The organism is Actinomadura chibensis NBRC 106107, from assembly GCF_001552135.1.
In the GTDB taxonomy this organism is placed as follows: Bacteria; Actinomycetota; Actinomycetes; order Streptosporangiales; family Streptosporangiaceae; genus Spirillospora; species Spirillospora chibensis.
The window spans coordinates 1-18,238 of record NZ_BCQP01000021.1; the positions used below are offsets into that span (position 1 = coordinate 1).

10 protein-coding genes are annotated in these 18,238 nt (G+C 74.3%); 5 read left to right on the top strand and 5 right to left on the bottom strand.

Annotated elements, in window-relative coordinates:
- The first annotated feature begins 101 nt into the window (after positions 1–101).
- The 3 genes from ACH01S_RS13445 to ACH01S_RS42140 all read left to right on the top strand — a co-directional run bounded on the left by ACH01S_RS13445 (position 102) and on the right by ACH01S_RS42140 (position 9,668).
- Positions 102–5,102 (top strand): hypothetical protein, encoded by a 5,001-nt coding sequence (locus ACH01S_RS13445; protein WP_157406284.1) that lies wholly within the window; start codon positions 102–104, stop codon positions 5,100–5,102.
- Positions 5,099–7,990: an MBL fold metallo-hydrolase gene (locus ACH01S_RS46525; protein ID WP_083980648.1), complete on the top strand. Its 2,892-nt coding sequence runs from the start codon at positions 5,099–5,101 to the stop codon at positions 7,988–7,990. The genes ACH01S_RS13445 and ACH01S_RS46525 overlap by 4 nt, the downstream gene beginning before the upstream one ends.
- A gap of 892 nt (positions 7,991–8,882) precedes the next feature.
- Positions 8,883–9,668, top strand: a complete 786-nt coding sequence (locus ACH01S_RS42140) for an SGNH/GDSL hydrolase family protein (RefSeq protein WP_246236963.1) — start codon at positions 8,883–8,885, stop codon at positions 9,666–9,668.
- On the opposite strand, the gene ACH01S_RS13455 is transcribed toward ACH01S_RS42140, so the two are convergent.
- The gene (locus tag ACH01S_RS13455; RefSeq protein WP_067890262.1) at positions 9,550–10,767 is read right to left on the bottom strand and encodes a Cmx/CmrA family chloramphenicol efflux MFS transporter; all 1,218 of its coding nucleotides are present in this window, start codon (positions 10,765–10,767) and stop codon (positions 9,550–9,552) included. The two genes, ACH01S_RS42140 and ACH01S_RS13455, sit on opposite strands and share 119 nt — an antisense overlap.
- 294 nt (positions 10,768–11,061) lie before the next feature.
- The gene (locus ACH01S_RS13460) at positions 11,062–12,093 is read right to left on the bottom strand and encodes a lysylphosphatidylglycerol synthase transmembrane domain-containing protein (protein WP_067890264.1); all 1,032 of its coding nucleotides are present in this window, start codon (positions 12,091–12,093) and stop codon (positions 11,062–11,064) included.
- A gap of 290 nt (positions 12,094–12,383) precedes the next feature.
- Between ACH01S_RS13460 and ACH01S_RS13465 the strand changes: the two genes are divergently transcribed.
- The gene (locus tag ACH01S_RS13465; RefSeq protein WP_067890267.1) at positions 12,384–13,607 is read left to right on the top strand and encodes an aminotransferase class I/II-fold pyridoxal phosphate-dependent enzyme; all 1,224 of its coding nucleotides are present in this window, start codon (positions 12,384–12,386) and stop codon (positions 13,605–13,607) included.
- Positions 13,608–13,772: 165 nt separating this feature from the next.
- Here the strand turns inward: ACH01S_RS13465 and ACH01S_RS13470 are convergent, their stop codons facing one another.
- From ACH01S_RS13470 to ACH01S_RS13480, 3 genes are all read right to left on the bottom strand, one after another.
- The gene (locus tag ACH01S_RS13470; protein WP_067890270.1) at positions 13,773–14,966 is read right to left on the bottom strand and encodes a thiolase C-terminal domain-containing protein; all 1,194 of its coding nucleotides are present in this window, start codon (positions 14,964–14,966) and stop codon (positions 13,773–13,775) included.
- Positions 14,967–15,061: 95 nt separating this feature from the next.
- Positions 15,062–16,186: a threonine aldolase family protein gene (locus ACH01S_RS13475; RefSeq protein ID WP_083980649.1), complete on the bottom strand. Its 1,125-nt coding sequence runs from the start codon at positions 16,184–16,186 to the stop codon at positions 15,062–15,064.
- A 59-nt stretch (positions 16,187–16,245) separates the two neighbouring features.
- Complete coding sequence (locus tag ACH01S_RS13480) at positions 16,246–16,809, bottom strand: hypothetical protein (RefSeq protein ID WP_067890273.1); 564 nt, start codon at positions 16,807–16,809, stop codon at positions 16,246–16,248.
- A gap of 584 nt (positions 16,810–17,393) precedes the next feature.
- Between ACH01S_RS13480 and ACH01S_RS13485 the strand changes: the two genes are divergently transcribed.
- Positions 17,394–18,238 (top strand): GAF domain-containing protein (locus tag ACH01S_RS13485; RefSeq protein WP_255220189.1); only part of this gene is annotated, 845 nt, incomplete at its 3' end.

Below are 18,238 nucleotides of genomic sequence, written 5' to 3' on the forward strand. Positions count from 1 at the left end.
CCGTAGAGCCCGCGTCCGTAGAGCCCGCGTCCGTAGAGCCCGCGTCCGTAGAGCCCGCGTCCGTAGAGCCCGCGTCCGTAGAGCCCGCGTCCGTCGAATCCGTGCCGTTGACGGCTAAGCCGCCGACCGCCGAACTGGGCGGGGCCGTGGACGTTCCCGCTCCTCGGAAGGCGCCCGATGACGAACCGCCCGCTGAGGACGCGGACGAGATGTCCGCGCTGGACGCCTTCATAGAAGAGACGGTCCCCGCCGCCCGGACGCGGCCCGAACAGCCGAAAACGCCCCGTCCCGAGCCCTCCCAGGACCAACCATCTCAGCGGCAACCTTCCGAGCTCTCCAACAACGACCCCGGCTCGGGCGGAGGCTCCGAAGACGAATCGCCCCCCGGCCCCGCGCAGGAGGACGTCCCGCAGAAGGTCGGGCCAGATCTGCTGGTGGCGGAGGGAGCCGCGCTTGGAGCGGGGCGGTTCGGGCTCGCCGGGTGGATTCGCAAGGCCGCCGGGCGTCCCGACGCCGAGGTCCACGCGCGTTGGTGCGCGGCGCTGGCGTCGGGGATGGCGGTGTTCGCCGGTCCGCTGTCCGCCGAGTTCGCCGCCCTGGCCGCCGGGCTGGACGCGAAGGCGCTTGCCGACGACCCGGCGGGCGGGGTGCTGGCGTGGGCCGCCGCGATCCGGGCCGGGCTGGTGTTCCCGGACGCGACGCGGCTGGCGGAGGGCCTGAACGTGCTCGTGTCGGGGCATCCCGTCCTGAGGGAGTGCGGGGAGGCGTTCGCGCTGGCGGCGCGGGCCGGGGCGTACCTGAGTCCGGGCATGGACGGCTGGATCCGGGGCGCGGCGGGGCTGGCGGAGGCTCGCCGCACCGCGTCCCAGGAGGCGGCCCGGCTGCTGGAGGAGGCTCCGCACCGCACCGTCAAGCTCGCCCGCGCCACCGAGGTGTGGAAGGCGCTGGTCCTCAAGGACGGGGAGATCGGACGGCTGCTGACGCTCGCCGCCGAGGACGATCCGGCGGGCGCTGACGCGGCGGCGGCCGAGGTGGTCCGGCTGCGCGCCGGGGCGGGCGTCGACCGGCTCATCGACGAGACCGACGCCCGGGTGAACGGTCGCAAGAAGGGCAAGGCGATCATCGCGGGAGCGCGCGCGACGCTGCACAAGTGGATCGACGGCGCGCTCGCCGCCGCCGGGGCGTGGGCCGCCGCGGTGAAGGAGCACGGCGACGGCGGGCCGGGCGGCCGCGACTGGCGGACGGGCCCGCTGCGGCAGCTCCGCGAGACGATCGAGGGCCACCGCGCCGCCGCCGACGAGGCCCTCGCCGCCATGGCGGACGCGCACCGTCTCCCGCCCGACGCGCACCGTCCGGCAACCGACGGGCACCGTCCCCCGTCCAATGCGCACCGCCTGACACCCGACGGGCACCGTCCGACACTCGACGCACATCGCCCGACAACAGACGCGCCGCATCGTCTACCGTCCGACGCGCACCGGCTACCAGCCGACCCGCACCGTGCGGCGAGCAACGCGGCCGCGACATGCCAGCCCGCCGCGGCCGCGGTGGACGCTGCGCGCGGGCTCCTCGCCGAGGCGTTCGCCCTGCTGGACGGCCGTCCGCTGCCGACCGCCGAACCGCCCGTCGCCCACCTGCTCAACCGCGACCTGCTGGCCGCCGCGGACGTCCCCCTCGACCCGCGCACCTTGCGTCCCCGGGGCGAGGTGTCCGCCGCGGCGCTGGCGGAGGTCGCGCTGGCCGGGCCGCCCGACTGGACGGCCGTGTTCGAGGCGCGGGCGGCGCGGCTCGACCACGAGGGCACCGAGGCCGTGGTCGCCGCGTTGGAGTCCGCCGATCCGGAGGCGGCGGCGCGGTTGCGGGCGCGGCGGGAGGAGCTGGTCCGGGAGGCGCGGGCCGTGCGGGACGGGCGGGTCGAGCGGGTCCGCGACCGGATCGCGACGTCCCGGCGGGACGGCCTGCTGACCGAGGGTGAGGAGCGCGCGGCCGAGGAGGCGCTGAACCGGCTCACCGCCGCCCGCCACGACTTCGACCGCGTGCAGGACGCCCTGGACGGCCTCCTCGCCCACCTGGACGAGCGGTGCCGAGCCGCCATCGAGGCCGAGCGCGCCCGCCTGGCCGAGCTGGCGGGCGGCCTGGCCGAGGCCGACGTCGACCGCATCGCCCGCCACATCGACGCGGGCGACCTGACCACCGCCCGCGAGTTCCTGGCCCAGTTGAAGGCGGGCAGGCAGCTGCCGGAGAAGTCCGAGGACAACGCGTTCGGACGCTTCTACCCGGCGTTCCCCGACGCCTTCCACCGCCGGTCGGTGCTGACCGGCAGGCGCGCCCGCAAGCAGGAGACCAGCGAGTTCATCCCCGAGTTGAAGGACGCGCTGATCGCCGGGCGGCACGCGGCCGACCCGAACCTCGACGACCTCCTCACCGCCGCGGGCATCGACCTTCCCCGCATGCGCGAGCCGTCCCGCCGGGTCGCGGGCGAGGGCCTGCGCAAATGGCTCAACCTGCGCGACGGGCGGACCAAGACCGCCGGGAACATGCGCTCGCTGATCGGCGCGATCCTGAAGATGGTCGGCCTTGAGGGGACGCAGGGCCGCACCGACGCCGCCCCGGACCGGATGTGGATCGGGCTGGACGACGTCCAGCACCTCGGCTCGGCGGAGGGCGCGCTGCTGCCCGCGTTCGGGTCGCAGAAGAGCCCGTCCGGCCGCCGACTGCGGCTGCTGATGCTGTGGGGGCGGCCCGGTCCGCAGCAACTGGTCGAACTGCTCAAGGACCAGCCGGAAGGCGAGACCGTCCTGGTCTTCTACTTCGGGGTCCTGTCGGCGGACGACCGGCAGCAGCTCGCCCGCGCCGCGCGGGCACGCCCCGCGCCCGTGGCCGGGGTCCTGGACGACGCCGCGATCGCCTACCTGGCCTGCCACCCGCAGGACTGGTCGGTCACCGTCGCGCTGATGGCGCCGTTCACCGCGACGAACCCCTACACCCCGGCTGGGGACGTCCCGGAGGAGATGTTCTACGGCCGCTCCGACCAGGTCCGCCAGGTCACCGACCGGATGGGGCCGTCGTTCGTGTTCGGCGGGCGGCAGCTCGGCAAGTCGGCGCTGCTGCGCAAGGCCGAGCGCGACCTCGCCAACGACCCGAACCGCACGGTGATCCTGGAGAACGTCCAGACGGTCGGCAAGGTGCAGTCGATGTCGCTGTGGCCGCGGCTCGGCGAGCGGCTCGCGCAGGCCGGGGTGATCCCGCCCATTACGGGGAGTGCGGGGGGTCGTCCCTCCGGAAGGGCCTGGTCCGGGGTCGCGCGCCGCGATCAGGTGGTGGAGGCGGTCCGCGCGTGGGCGGACGCCGACCGCGACCGGCAACTGCTCATCCTGCTGGACGAGGCCGACGGCTTCCTCAACCAGGACGCCGAGCAGGGCCGCTTCGAGGACGTCACCGCCCTGCGCACCCTCATGGAGCGGACCGACCGCCGCGTCAAGGTCGTCTGGGCGGGCCTGCACCAGACGGCCCGCTTCCACAGCCTGCCGAACCAGCCCTTGGCGCAGCTCGGCGCGCCCATCGCGATCGGGCCGCTGGAGCCGCAGGACGCGTTCGACCTGCTCGTCCGTCCGCTGGCGACACTCGGGTACACCTTCCCCGAGACGCTCGCGGCGCGCGTGATCGCCGAGGCGAACAACGCGCCCGCGCTCGTCCAGCTGTTCGCCGAGAAGCTGCTGGCCCGGCTGCGGGAGGGCCCGCGTCCGCTCCCGTACGAGATCACCAGCGCGGACGTCGCGGAGGTGTGGCGCGACCAGAAGCTCGTCGGCGGCTTCCAGGAGCGCTTCGAATGGACGCTCAACCTCGACAAGCGCTACAAGGTCATCGCCTACACGGTGGCGCTGCACGCGCTCGGCGACGGCGCGGGCGAGGCGCTCACCGTGAAGGAGCTGTGGGAGGAGTGCCGGTTCTGGTGGGCGCGGGGCTTCGCCGACTGCGGCGGGGACGACTTCCGCAGCCTGCTCGCCGAATGCGTCAACCTCGGCGTCCTCGGCGTGGACGGCGGCCGCTACCGGCTGCGCACCCCGCACATCCTCAAACTGCTCGGCGGCGTCCGCGAGGTGGAGAACGCGCTGGAGAACGCGGACGGCTTCGAGGAACCCGACCACTACGACGCCCACTCCTACCGGATGGTGTACCGGGACGGTCCCGACCGCGCCCCGCTCAGCATCGGGCAGATCACCGGACTGCTGCGCGCGGAGCGGCTCGTCCACGTGGTGACCGGGTCGGCCGCCATGCACGCCGAGCGGGTGGTGAGGTCGCTGGAGGACATGCCCGCCGAGCTGCCGGGGCTGACGCTCCGGTCCGTCCGCCCGGGGGACGGGACGCTGGAGGCCGCACTGCGCCGCGCCCGCGCGCACGGCGGACACGATGTGATCCTCGTCGACCTGCACGCCCCGCACCACGCCGATCAGTTCGAGCGGCGGCTCGCGGAGGCGCGGGCGGCGGTCGCGGACGAGTCCGGGGAGGGGACGCTGTCGGTGGTGCTGGTCGCCGGGCCCGCGTCCGCCCCGGCCTGGCTGCGCTGCGCGTCCGCCGACGACGTCGAACTGGTGCCGCTGCGGCGGTTCGACCCGCCCGCCGTCCGGCAGTGGATGCTGGAGGACTCCCTCGGCTTCCCCGACGACGCCGGGCAGCGCGAACTGGTCCGCCGCACCGGCGGCTGGCCCACGCTGGTCGGACGCGTCGTCACCGGCATCGCCGAACGCGGCGGCGACCGCGACCACGCGCTCGACGCCGTCCTGCGGCAGGTGCGCGCCAAACCCGCCGCCCTCCTGGACGACACCGGCGTCCGCGCCGACGAATGCCTCGCCGCGGCCTGGCGGGTGCTCGTCGAATGGGACGCCCGCGAAACACCCGAGGACTTCGCGGCGCTCCTCGCCGCGTCCGGCGAACAGGGCACGTCCGCACTGACCCCCGACGCGCTGCGCGCCCACGGCTACACAGGCACCCGCGACCTCGTGGACGCACTCCGGACACTCGGCGCACTCGAACCCGCGGGCGGCCTCCTCGCCTGCGAACCGGTCCTGGCGGAGGCGACCCGATGGGCGGACCAGGGATGACGTCCGCTCCGGGGCCCGCCGCCGGGGTCGCCCCGGACGGCGTGGCGCTCGCGCCCGTGCTGCGCGCGGCGGCGGTCGCGGTGCTGGAGCGGCCGTCGGCGTCCCGGCTGCCGTCCGACCCGGACGCGCTGGTCGCGGAGCGGACGCCGATGCTGCTGGCGGCACTCGTCCGCTTCCCCGCGCTGCGCCGCCGCGCCGCCGTCCTGCTGGCGGAGGCCGCCCCCGCCGCCGACGCCCGCGCGCTGGCCGCCGCGCTCCTGCACCCCGACGACGCCGTGGCGCGCGCCGCGCAGGCCTGGCTCGCCCCCGCACCCGCGCCCGCCGCCGAGCGGGCCGCGGACCGGGCGGAACGCCGCGCCGACCGGGCCGCCCGGCGGGCCGACGAGCTGCGAAAACGGCTGCGGGAGGCACGCGGACGCCTGGAGTACGCGAAACGCGACGCGGCCACCGCCACCCGCCGCCTCACCGAAACCCGCGAAGCCCTCACCGCAGCCCGTGCCGCGCTCGCCGAACAGAAAGCACGCGCGGACGGCCTGGACCGACGCCTCACAGCCGAACGCCGCCGCTGGACGAACCCGCGCGCCCTAGCCGCCGCCCTCCTAACCACACTCGAACACCCCACGCCCGAGAACCAACCCACCACCACACAAAACGCACCCACCGCCGCAAAGAACACGCCCACGCCGACGAAGAACACACCGCCGACCAGGGACGCGCCTGTGGCGGCGAAGAACGCGTCCACGGAGGCGAAGAAGGCGTCCACAGCGACGAAGGACCTGCCTACGGCGACGAAGAACGCACCGACGACGAGGGACGCGCCTGCGGCGACGAGGAAGGCGTCCACGGCGGCGAAGAACGCGCCTACGGCGACGAGGAATGCGCCTATGGCGAACAGGGACGTGCCTGCGGAGGCAAAGAAGGCGTCTACGGCGGCGAAGGACGTGCCTGCGGCGACGAAGAACGCACCGACGGCGACGAGGGACGCGCCCACGGCGGCGAAGGACGGGGCTCCGGCGGCGAAGGACGGGGCTGCGGCGGCGAAGGACGTGCCTGGGGGGTCGAAGGGCGATCCCACAGCGTTGAAGGGCGTGCCCGCCGGGGCGGAGGGTTCGCCCGCCGTATCGGGGGAGTCGCTGGTCGCGTCTGGAGAGGCGTCCGCTGCGTCGGATAGCGCGTTCGCTGGGGCGGTGGGTGCGTCTGCGGCCTTGAAGAACGTGCCTGCAGCGTCGAAGGGGGTGCCCACGCCGTTGAAGAACATGCCCGCTGTGTTGAAGGGCGCGCCCCCTCGATCGGGCGAAGCGGTCGCTGCGCTTGGGGAGGCGTCCGTCGTGTCGGATGGTGCGTCCGGTGGGGTGAGGGACGTGTCCGTTAGCGCGGGGGGCGCTCCCGTCGACGTAGATGACGGGGCCGTCGTGTCGGATGGCGTGTCCGGTGAGGTGGGGGCCGAGTCCGTCATCGTGGGGGACGGGGCGTTGGGCGTTGCGGCGCGGGGTGTGGGGGTTAGTCCGGGTGCGGTTCTCGGTGTTCTTCGGGCGCTTGCTGAACCGGCGGCGTCGGTCGTCGCTACCGCCGAGCTCGGGCTGCGGGTCGTGCCGCTGGGCGGTGACGACCACATCGGCGGGTCGTGCGTGCTCGTCGAGGCGGGCGGCACCCGGATCCTGATCGACGCGGGGCTGCGGCCCGGCGACCGCGCCGAGCCGCCCCGCGACATCGCCCGCGCCCTCGACGGTCCCCTGGACGCGGTGGTCGTCACCCACGCCCACAACGACCACTGCGGGCATGTCCCGGCTCTGGTCGCGCGGCGGCCGGGGCTGCGCGTCATCGCCACTCCGGAGACCGTGGCGCTTATGCCGGTGATGTGGGCGGACACCGCGAAGGTGATGGCGGCGCGGGAGCGCGGCCGGGCCCGGTGGGGCGCGGAGGCGGCCGTCCTCTACGGCCCGCGCGAGATCGACGCCGCCTCCCGGCGCCGGGAGGCGCTGCAGCCCGGCATGCCGCGCCGGATCGGCGCGCTGACCGTCGAGCTGTTCCCGGCCGGGCACGTCCTCGGCGCGGCCGGGGTCGTGGTCCGCGCCGGAGACCGCCGCGTCGTCGTCACCGGCGACATCTCCGGCTTCCGGCAGGAGACCGTCGGCGGATACGCCGTCCCGGAGTCGGCGCGCGGCGCGGACCTGCTGGTCATGGAGTCCACCTGCTGCGCCGAGGAGCACGACGCCCGCGACCTGCGGGTGGACGAGCTGGTCCGCGCCGTGGCCGAGGTGCACGGGCGCGGCGGCCGGGTGCTGATCCCCGCGTTCGCGCTCGGCCGCGCGCAGGAGATCGCGCTGATCATGCGGCGGCGGCTGCCGGAGGTGCCCGTCCGGGTGGACGGCATGGCCGTCGACCTCGCGGCCGTGTTCGAGTCCCTCGATCCGGGGATCCGGATCTTCACGGGCGGCACGGCGGCGGCCGACCGTCCCGCCGACCTGGACGATTTCCGGACGGGCGTCGTCATCTCCACGTCCGGCATGCTGACCGGCGGTCCCGTCGTGGAGTGGGCGCAGCGGGTGCTGCCGGAGCCGGGCAGCGCGCTGTTCATCTCCGGCTACCAGGACGAGGAGTCGCCCGGCCGGGCGCTGCTCGACCTCGCCTCGTCCGGCGGCGCGGTCACTCTCCCGGACCGGGACGGAGAGGTCACCGTCCCGGTCCGGGCCCGCGTCGAGACGATGCGCCTATCCGCGCACGCCGACCGCCGGGGCCTGCTCGACATCGCGGGCGAGGTCGCGGCCGCCGAGACGATGCTCGTCCACGGCGTCCCGAAGCGGCAGCGGACGTTCGCCGCGACGCTCGGCGTTCGCGGCCACCGAGTGGCGGAGACCACCGCATGGCGCCCCGCCGGGACGCCATGATCCACCAGGCCGCTGGACCGCCGAGGCACCGGTCCGCTGGGGCGCCCGTCTGCCGGGGGCACCGGTCCGTCGGGCCGTTGGTCTGTTGAGCTGCTGGCCTGCGCGAGGCCGGTCTGCTGTGCCGTTGGGTTGGCGGAGTGGTAGTCCGTTGGGTTGGCGGGGTGCTGGGCTGTGTGACGTCTGTCCGCTGGGCTGTTGGGCTGTTGAGCTGCTGGCCTGCGCGAGGCCGGTCTGCTGTGCCGTTGGGCTGGCGGAGTGGTAGTCCGTTGGGTTGGCGGGGTGCTGGGCTGTGTGACGTCTGTCCGCTGGGCTGTTGGTCTGTTGAGCTGCTGGCCTGCGTGAAGTCGGTCTGCTGTGCCGTTGGGCTGGCGGAGTGGTAGTCCGTTGGGTTGGCGGGGTGCTGGGCTGTGTGACGTCTGTCCGCTGGGCTGTTGGGCTGTTGAGCTGCTGGCCCGCGTGAAGTCGGTCTGCTGTGCCATTGGTCTGCCGGGGTCGCAGTCCTTGGGCTGGTGGGGTGCTGGCCTGTGTGACGTCGGTTCGTCGGGCCGTTGGTCTGTCGAGCCGCTGGCTGGCGCGAGGCCGGTGCGCCGGGTCGCTGGTCTGCCGGGGTGCTGGTCCGTTGGGGCGGCGTGGCGTGGTGGGGTGTCGGTTCGTCGGGGTGGTGGGAGGGGGTATGGCGTTGATCAAGGAATTGGTTGGCATGGCTTGTGTGGCAGGGGTCCGTTTTTCGGCGGGTTTCCCGTTTTCAACGTCTAACACTGACGAACTTTGTTGATCAGATCGTGGGCTTGGGAGAATGGCGCCACGGGTATAAGCGAGGCGACACAATTCGATACCTCGCTCCGGAGTGCAGATGCGTTTCTCCCGCCCCCTTCTGGTCGCTTTCGGTGCGGTGACCGTAGCCGCCGGTTCCGTCGCCCTTCCCGGTACGGCCTCGGCGGCCGGCCCGAACTACGTCGCGCTCGGCGACTCCTACTCGTCCGGTACCGGGGCCGGGAGCTACGACCCCGCCAGCGGGTCGTGCAACCGCAGCGCCAACGCCTACCCGAACCTGTGGGCCGCCGCGCACGCCACCTCGTCCTACAAGTTCGTCGCGTGCTCGGGCGCGACGACCGCGACCGTCACGAGCGGGCAGCTCGGCGCGCTCAGCTCGTCCACGAGCCTCGTCAGCATCACGGTCGGCGGCAACGACGCCGGGTTCGCCGACGTCATGCAGACCTGCGTGCTCCAGTCGACGGCGACCTGCCAGAGCAGGGTCGCGCAGGCCGAGACGTTCATGCGCGACACCCTGCCCGGACGCCTCGACTCGATCTACGGGAAGATCCGCGCGAAGTCGCCGTCCGCCCGCGTCGTCGTGCTCGGCTACCCCCGCCTCTACAAGATCGTCGACGTGTGCGTGGGGCTGAGCAACGCCAAGCGCACGGCGCTGAACCACGCCGCCGACACCCTCGACGGCGTGATCTCCAGCGCGGTGGGGCGGGCCGGGTTCACCTGGTCCGACGTCCGGGACGAGTTCGGCGGCCACGAGCTGTGCTCCGGCGACGACTGGCTGAACGCGGTCACGATCCCGTTCGACTCCTCCTACCACCCCACCGCGCGCGGCCACAAGCTCGGCTATCTGCCCGCGCTGACCGGGTCCGCCAAGCTGGCGTCCGCGCAGAAGTCGCTGCAAGGGTGACGGCGAGCGCCATGAGCAGCGCGCTCGCCCACAGCGGCGAGCGGTAGCCGAGGCCCGCGCCGATCGCGGCGCCGCCGAGCCAGGGGCCGACCGCGCCGCCGACGTTGAACGCGGCGGTCGCGTACCCGCCGGCCAGCGTCGGCGCGGCGGCGCCCCGCGCGAGGACGCGCGCGATCAGCGCGGGCCCGGTGCCGAACGCGAGCATGCCCTGCGCGAACACGAGCGCGACGGTCGCCGCGACGTTCCCGGCGGTCAGCGCGAGGACGGCCCAGCCGATCGCCGCCGACGTCATCCCGGCGGCGATGAGCGCGCCGGGCCGCCGGTCGGCGACCCGTCCGGCGATCACGACGCCCGCGAACGAGCCGACGCCGAACAGCGCGAGCATTCCCGGCACCCACCCTGGGGCGAGCCCGGTGACCTCGGTGACGAGCGTCGCGAGGTAGGTGAAGGAGCAGAACGTCGCGCCCTGGAACAGCGCGTTGACGGCGAGGATGCGCAGCAGCCCGCGGTCGGCGAGAGCGCGCAGCTCGCCGCGGGCGCTCGGCGCGGCCGGACGGTCGTCCGGGATCGTCCGCGCGACGGCGACGACGGCGGGCACCGAGACCGCGGCGACCGCCCAGAACGCGGCCCGCCAGCCGAACAGCCCGCCGAGCAGCGCGCCCGCGGGCACCCCGGCGACGCAGGCGACGGTGACGCCGCCGACCACCACGGACGTCGCGCGGGCCCGCGACTCCGGCGGCACCAGCGCGGTCGCGGCGGCGAGCGCCACGGCCCAGAACCCGGCGTTGGCGAGCGCGGCGGCGACGCGGGTGGCGAGCAGCACCGCGTAGCTGCCGGTGAGCGCGCCCGCGACGTGGACGGCGACGAACACGCACAGGAAGACGAGCAGGGCGCGGCGGCGGGGACGGCGCCGGGCGGCGAGCGTCATCGCCGGCGCGCCGACCACCATCCCGACGGCGAACGCGGACGTGAGCAGCCCGGCGGCGGGCACGGACACGCCGAGGTCGGCGGCGATGCCGGGGACGAGCCCGGACAGCATGAACTCCGAGGTCCCCTGGGCGAACACGGCGAGCCCGAGGACGTAGACGGCGAATGGCAAAAGAGACTCCCGAGACGGCGAACGGTCGACTGATCACCAGAGAAATGGGGGGGCTGCCGCCGGGACGGCCGTCCGGCATCGGCGCGGACGGCGCCGGCGATAAACGAAGAACCCTCGTGAAAGCGCCGCGCGAAACAGGGTGAATGCGCGATGAACGATCAAGGGTGGGAAAACAGCCCCGCGTCAGGCGGTCCGCGTCGAAGGGCGGCCGCCCGGGAGTCAGCGTCTGTCGGCTTCGGGACTCGTCACGACGACGAGGTTAGCACCTCTTCGTGATCTACAATGTAAAGGCGCTCACCGGCGGAGCGTCCGGCAGGTCAGCAGCCCCACCGGCACCGGCGCCCAGAAGGTGACCGCCCGGAACACGAGCACGGCGTGCAGCGCGGGCGCGGTGCCGACGCCGAGCGCGGCGAGCCCGGCGACCAGCGCGGCCTCCGTCGAGCCGACCCCGCCGGGCGCCGGCACCGCCGCGCCCGCGGTGGCGCCCACCAGGTAGGCGGCCAGCAGCGGGAGGACGTCCGCCGGTCCGGCGCCCGTGTCCGGCACGGCGAAAACACTGAGCGCGAACGCCAACCCGAGCACGAGCGTGGTCGACGCGGACGCGGCGAACGCGATCGCCACGTCGCCCGGACTGCGGCGCAGCTCGGCGAGCCCGGCGACGGCGCGACCGCCGGCCCGCCGGGCGGCGGGGGAGTTCAGCGCGCGGCGCCCGCACAGCGCCGCCGCGAGCAGGAGCACCCCGGCGGCGATGAGCAGCGGCGCGGCCGGGACGAGTCCGGCGGCCCGCGCGGCGTGCCGTCCGAGGGCGTCCAGGACGCGGTCGTCGTCGCCGCTCGCGCCGAACACCGCGGCCATCAGCGTCAGGTCGGCGGGGAGGCCCGTGACCTGCAGCAGCGTGACGGCGAGCGCGGCCCGCGGCAGCGGCAGCCCCTGGCAGACGAGGTAGCGGGTGTTGACGGCGACCGCGCCGAGCCCGCTCGGCGTGACGCGGTTGGCCGCCGCCGCGGTGAACTGCGCCAGCGTCGTCTCGACCAGGGGGATGGGCCGTCCGGCGGCGCCGCGCAGCGCGACCGCGGAGAGGACGAAGTGCAGCACCGACAGCAGGACGAGCGGCGGCAGGCAGGTCCAGCGCGTGCGGGTGAGCGCGGACAGCGCCGGGCCCGGCGCGCCGGTGGTGAGCGCCACCGCGGCGGCGAGGGCGACGGCCAGGGCCCACAGGACGGCCCAGCGGCCCCGGCGGGCCCTTGCAGGGGTCGCGGCGGGCCCGCCGGAGTTCGGGAGCCCGGCGGGGGCCGCGGGATCGGCCCCGGCGGTGATGGTCTCCACACCCTAGTGATCGGCCGCTTGTCTGAAGAGCACGCGACGCCCAGACCGGTTCGACGCGAACGGCACCTGACGATTGCGGCCGCCCTCCCGACCGTCCACGACCGCCCCCGCCCACCGCACCGAAACGCCCGCCGTGCGCCGCGTCGGGATGCCGCGTCGGGATGGCTCGGTGGGTGGATGAATTTCTGGACCGGTCCGCGGCTTTTGGTCCGCCCCATGGATTCATTTCACCCTATGATTAGGGACCGTTACGAGCCGTGACGCTTGCATGACGGGGGAGAGTGACGAGCATGACCAGCGCGCACCAGCGACTGGGCGAACGCATCAGGCACTTCCGGGGCACCAGGGGCGGCCGCCGGACGTCCTCGCCCACCGTGCCGCCCGGCACCCGGACAATCGTTCTGACCTGCAGCGACTACCTCGCCATCGGCGAGCATCCGGCGATCACCGACGCCATGATCGCGAGCCTGCGCGCGGCGGACGGCGCGGCCTCGGCGGCGGTCCCCGGCCCGTGCCTGCCCGACGACCACCCGCAGATCGTCCTCGGCGCGGAGTTCGCGCGGCACCTCGGCGCGCGGGCCGCCGTGCTGTGCCCGTCCGGCTGGGTGGCGAACACGGGGCTGCTCCAGGTGGTCGCCGGGCCGGACGTTCCCGTCTATCTGGACGTTCTGGCCCACATGTCGCTGTGGGAGGGGGCGCGCGGCGCGGGGGCCGAGCTGGCCTACTTCCGCCACAACGACCTCGACCACCTGCGCCGCCGGATCGAGGTGGGCGGGTCGGGGGTGATCGCCGTGGACGCCGTCTACAGCACCGACGGGACGGTGTGCCCGCTGCCCGGCCTGGTGGAGATCGCCGAGGAGCACGACTGCCTCCTCGTGGTGGACGAGTCGCACTCGCTCGGCACGCACGGCGAGCGCGGCGAGGGCCTGGTCGCCGAGCTCGGGCTGACCGGCCGCGTCGACTTCCGCACCGCGAGCCTGGCGAAGGCCCTGCCCGGACGGGCCGGGCTGATCGCGTGCGACCGTCCCGGCTTCGCCGACTACTTCACCCACACCGCGCTCCCGGCCGTGTTCAGCTCGACGCTGCTGCCGCACGACATCGCGGGGATCGCGGCGGCGCTGCGGGTCGTCCGGGACGAGGGGCCCCGCCGCGACCGGCTGCGCGCAGTCACCCGGCGGCTGCGGGGCGGCCTGGCCGAACTCGGCTACCGCCTCGTCGACTCCGACACGCCGATCATCGCGGTGGAGACGGGGTCGGAGGCCGACGCGACGATGCTGCGGGACGCGCTCGTCACGCGGGACATCCTCAGCGCGGCCCTGTTCCCGCCGACGGCGTCCGTGGGTCGGACGCTGGTGCGTCTTTCGGCGCACGCGGCGCTGTCGGACGACGACGTCCAGCGGATCCTGGCGGCGTGCCGCGACCTCCGGCCGCGGCTGGCGGTGTCGGCACCTGCCGGGTCCCCGGTCCCGCGGCAGGGCCGCCGCTCATCGCGGCTCGGCGCCCGGCTGTCATGACCGTTCCCGCGACGAGCCGGGGCGGCCCCGAACGAACCGCGGCCGCCGCCGACCGCCGACTACCGGTGTTCGTGTGGGAAGCGCGATGAAGTCGTCACGCGTGGGGGCCGCTCATCCGGTCGGTGATGCCGAAATGAGTGGTGGCAGCGGCCCCCGGTGTGCGGGTCAGGCGGTCGCGGGCTTGTAGACGGCGACGGCGCAGGCGCTGCCCAGGCCGATGTTGTGCTGGAGGGCGACGCGGGCGCCGTCGACCTGGCGGGCTCCGGCCTGGCCGCGGAGCTGCCAGGTCAGCTCGGCGCACTGGGCGAGGCCGGTGGCGCCGAGCGGGTGGCCCTTGGAGATCAGGCCGCCGGACGGGTTGACGACCCACGTCCCGCCGTAGGTGGTGGCCGCGTCGTCGACGAGCTTGTGCCCTTCGCCGATCTCGGCCATGCCGAGCGCCTCGTAGGTGATGAGCTCGTTGGCGCTGAAGCAGTCGTGCAGTTCGATGACGTCGACGTCCTCGATGGAGACCTGCGCCTCGTCCATGGCGGCGCGGGCGGCGCGCTGCGAGCAGCCGAACCCGACGACCTGGATGGACGAGTGGTCGGCGAAGCTGTCGGGGGTGTCGGTGGCGATGTGGTGCCCGGCGATCTCGACGGCGCGGTCCCAGAGGTCGTGCTCGTCCACGAAGCGCTCGCTGGCGACGATCGCGGCGCCCGCCCCGTCGGACGTGGGGGAGCACTGCAGCTTGGTCAGCGGGTCGAAGATCATCGTGGCGTTCTTGACGTCGTCGAGGGAGTACTCGGTCTGGAACTGGGCGTAGGGGTTGTTGACTGAGTGCTTGTGGTTCTTCCAGCCGATCCAGGCGTAGTGGTCGGGGGTGGAGCCGTACTTCTCCATGTGCTCGCGCCCGGCGTTGCCGAACATCTGCGGCATGGGCGCCTTGTCGAGCTCCCATTCGCGTCCGGCGGCCATGGACGTGAGGTGGTGGTCGATGATGGTGACCTTCGACTCGCCGACGCCCGCGCCGAGCGAGCCCTTCTTCATCTTCTCCATGCCGAGCGCGAGCGCGCAGTCGGCGAGGCCGCCGCGGATCGCCTGCCGGGCGAGGAACAGCGCGCTGGACCCGGTGGCGCACGCGTTCATGACGGTCATCACCGGGATGCCGGTCATGCCGGTCTCGTAGAGGGCGCGCTGGCCCATCGACCCGTACATGGATCCGGCGTAGGCCGCTTCGACCTTGTCGTAGCCGACGCCGGCGTCGGCGAGGGCGTTGCCGACGGCCTCCTTGGCCATGTCGGGGTACTCCCAGTCGCGGGAGCCGGGCTTCTCGAACTTGGTCATGCCCACGCCGACGACGAAGGTGCGGATGGCCATCGGTTCGCCTCCTGTACCGAATGCTGTTCGGGCCACGATAGCCCGCCCGCGCTGGAGCGTTCCGGGCGCGTCCCGGTGTCCGGTACGCCCGCTGGTCAGGACGGCATCTCGGCGGCGAGCGCGGCCGCGAAGGCGTCGACGTCGGCGGCCGTGGTGTCGAAGGAGCAGACCCAGCGGACCTCGCCGGTCGGCTCGTCCCAGGTGTAGAAGGGGAACCGCTTGCGCAGCCGGTCCGCCGCGTCCTTCGGGAGGATCGCGAACACCGTGTTCGCCCGCACCTCCTGTGTGATCCGGACGCCGGGGACGGCCCGCGCCGCCGCCTCCAGCCGCGCCGCCATCGCGTTGGCGTGCGCGGCGTTGCGCAGCCACAGGTCGCCGTCGAGCAGCGCGACGAGCTGGGCGGACACGTACCGCATCTTCGACGCGAGCTGCATGCTCGACTTGCGCAGGTGGGCGAGGCCGCGCACGGCGTCCGGGTTGAGGACGACGATCGCCTCGCCGAGCAGCAGCCCGTTCTTCGTGCCGCCGAACGACAGGACGTCCACGCCCGCGTCGGTGGTGAGGGCGCGCAGCGGGACGCCGAGGGACGCGGCGGCGTTGGCGATCCGCGCGCCGTCCATGTGCACGGTGAGGCCGCGCTCGTGGGCGGCCGCCGCGACGGCCGCGGTCTCCTCCGGCGTGTAGACGGTGCCGAGCTCGGTGCTCTGCGTGATCGACACGACGGCGGGCTCGCGCCGCTGGATGTTGCCGAACCCCGTCGCGTACTCCGCGACGAGCCCGGGCGTCAGCTTGCCGTCCGGGGTCGGGACGGTGACGAGCTTCAGTCCGGCGATCTTCTCGGCCGCGCCGCACTCGTCGGTGTTGATGTGCGCCGACTCGGGGCAGACCACCGAGCTCCACCGCTCCGACATCGCCTGCAGCGACACGACGTTCGCGCCCGTCCCGTTGAACACCGGGAACACCTCCGCGCGCGGGCCGAAGTGCCGCCGGACGACCTCGCGGAGCCGCGCGGTGACGGCGTCGTCGCCGTAGGCGGGCTGGTGCCCGTCGTTGACGGCGGCGAGCGCGGCGAGCACGTCCGGGTGGACGCTCGCCTGGTTGTCGCTGGCGAAGCCCCGCGCGGCGGGCAGCGGTCCGACGACGGTGCCGGTGGCCTCGGTGCCGGTGGTCTTGGTGCCCGTCGTCTCGGTGCCGGTGTTGTCAGTGGGCGGCTGCGTCATGCGTCCATTCTCATGGACGGGGCGAACCGTCCCGCACGGTGCGCCCCGCCAGGAAAGGGTCAGGCCGGGCGGTCGGTGATGTTCTGCACCGGCGCGGCCGCGGCGTCGGCCGGGGGCTCGGCGGCGCGCAGCGCCATCCGGGCGCGCATCGCGTCGAGGTCGTCGCCGAGGCGCGCCATGTTGGCCTGCAGGTCGCGCCACAGCCCGGTCCGCTGCTCCAGTTGCGCGATCTTGGTGCGCAGGTCGCCGAGGCGGCGCTCGGCGGTGTCCAGCCGCGCGCCGTTGCCCGCGGTGTCGCGGCCGGTGCGGATCAGGCTGGTGGCGACGGCGGCGAGGTCGCGCTCGGTGTCGTCCATCCGCTCGTCGATGCGCGGCAGCAGCCGGTCGTTGAGCTGCCCGACCAGCGAGTCGAGCTCGGTGCGCAGGGTGCGCAGCTCGGCGTCCTGGTCCCGGACGGTCTGCTCCAGTATCGTCAGGCGCTGGACGAGGGCGGGCAGGAGCCGTCCGAGCTCCGCCGACCGCTCCAGGTCCCGTCCGAGTCTGACGAGGAGGCCGACGCCTTCTCGCAACCGGTGCTCCGCCTCGGCGGTGGCGCGGCGGACGAGACCCAGGATCACGGTCATGGCGCTCCCTCCAGGGGCCGTGGTGGACGCTCCCTAAACTCTAGGCGAACCCGCCGTGAACCTTTCCTTGACTCAGATCATTATTTCGGTGAACCGGCCGGTTTTCGGACGGCCGCCAGATGGGCGGGCCGCGGCGCCGCCGGGCCCGGCGTGCCGCACGTGCACAGCCCGCGACGGACGATGAGCCAGGCGCGTTCGGCGGTGTAGTCCGCGCGGTCCAGCGCCGGCCGGACGCGGTGGCAGGTCAAGCAGAGCATGGTCTTCCGTCCTCCCCGTTCCGCCGGGAGGCGGTGCACGTCAGGTGCACTTCACCCGCATGTCGGCCGTCTGGTCGGGCGACCACGGCCCGTCGTCCCGCACGCGTTCCCCCCGGACGCGCAACGGGACGACGGGACTCCTGGACGGCCTTCCGGCTCCCAGCGGTCGTAACGGTAAGCGGCCCGAGGTTGCATGCACGTTGCGACCGCGGGATCACTCACCGTGCCGGATCCGGCCGCGCTCGAATCCCGGGAAACGGTTGCGCCGCTCCGCCGTTGGGCCGATCCTCGGACGAGCCAGGTTCTCTCCGGGGGAAAGGACTGCTGGTGGTGCGCAAACCGGTGGCGGTCCGGCCGCCGATCTCCGAGTCGTGGCGCCGCTCCCGGGACGCGGGCGTCGACGTTGACGTGCGGGCGGCGCCCCTGGTCTACGACCGCGACGTGCTCGCCGACGCGCGCGGGGCCCACCCCCTCGACCGGCACGTCCCCATGCTGGAGGAGCTGCTGCGGGGGGTCGCCGACGAGACCGAGCACCTCATGGTGATCACCGACGACGCCGGGCACGTGCTGTGGACGCAGGGCCCGCCCGCCGCCCGCCGCGCCGCCGACGCGATCGGGCTGACCGACGGGTTCCGCTGGTCCGAGGACGCCGTCGGGACGAACGGCATCGGCACCGCGCTCGCGTCCGGGCGGGCCGAGTTCGTGTACGCCGCCGAGCACGTCGCGCACATCCTGCACGGCTGGTCCTGCGCGGGCGCGCCGATCACCGACCCGGACTCGGGCCGGGTGATCGGCTGTATCGACGTCAGCGCGACCGTCGACGCGCTGCACCCGGCGACCGTCGCGCTCGTCGCCGCGGCGGCGCGGCTCGCCGAGGCGCGGCTGGAGAACGAGATGCGCCAGCGCGACGAGCGGCTCCGCGACCGGCTGCTCCCGCACCTGCGGGGGCTCGGCGGGTCCGGCGTGCTCGTCACCGCCACCGGCCGCGTCCTCGCCGCCGGGCCGGACGCGGCCGCCCCCGGCCCGGCGGGCTGGCGGGGGCTGCGGCTCGCCGTCCCCGAGGCGGGCGGCACGGTGACGCTGCCCGACGGCCGCACCGCCGTCGCCGAGCCGCTCGGCGAGGCGTTCCTGCTGCGGCCGACCGCCGCGCCCGGCCGGGCCGCCGGGGGCGA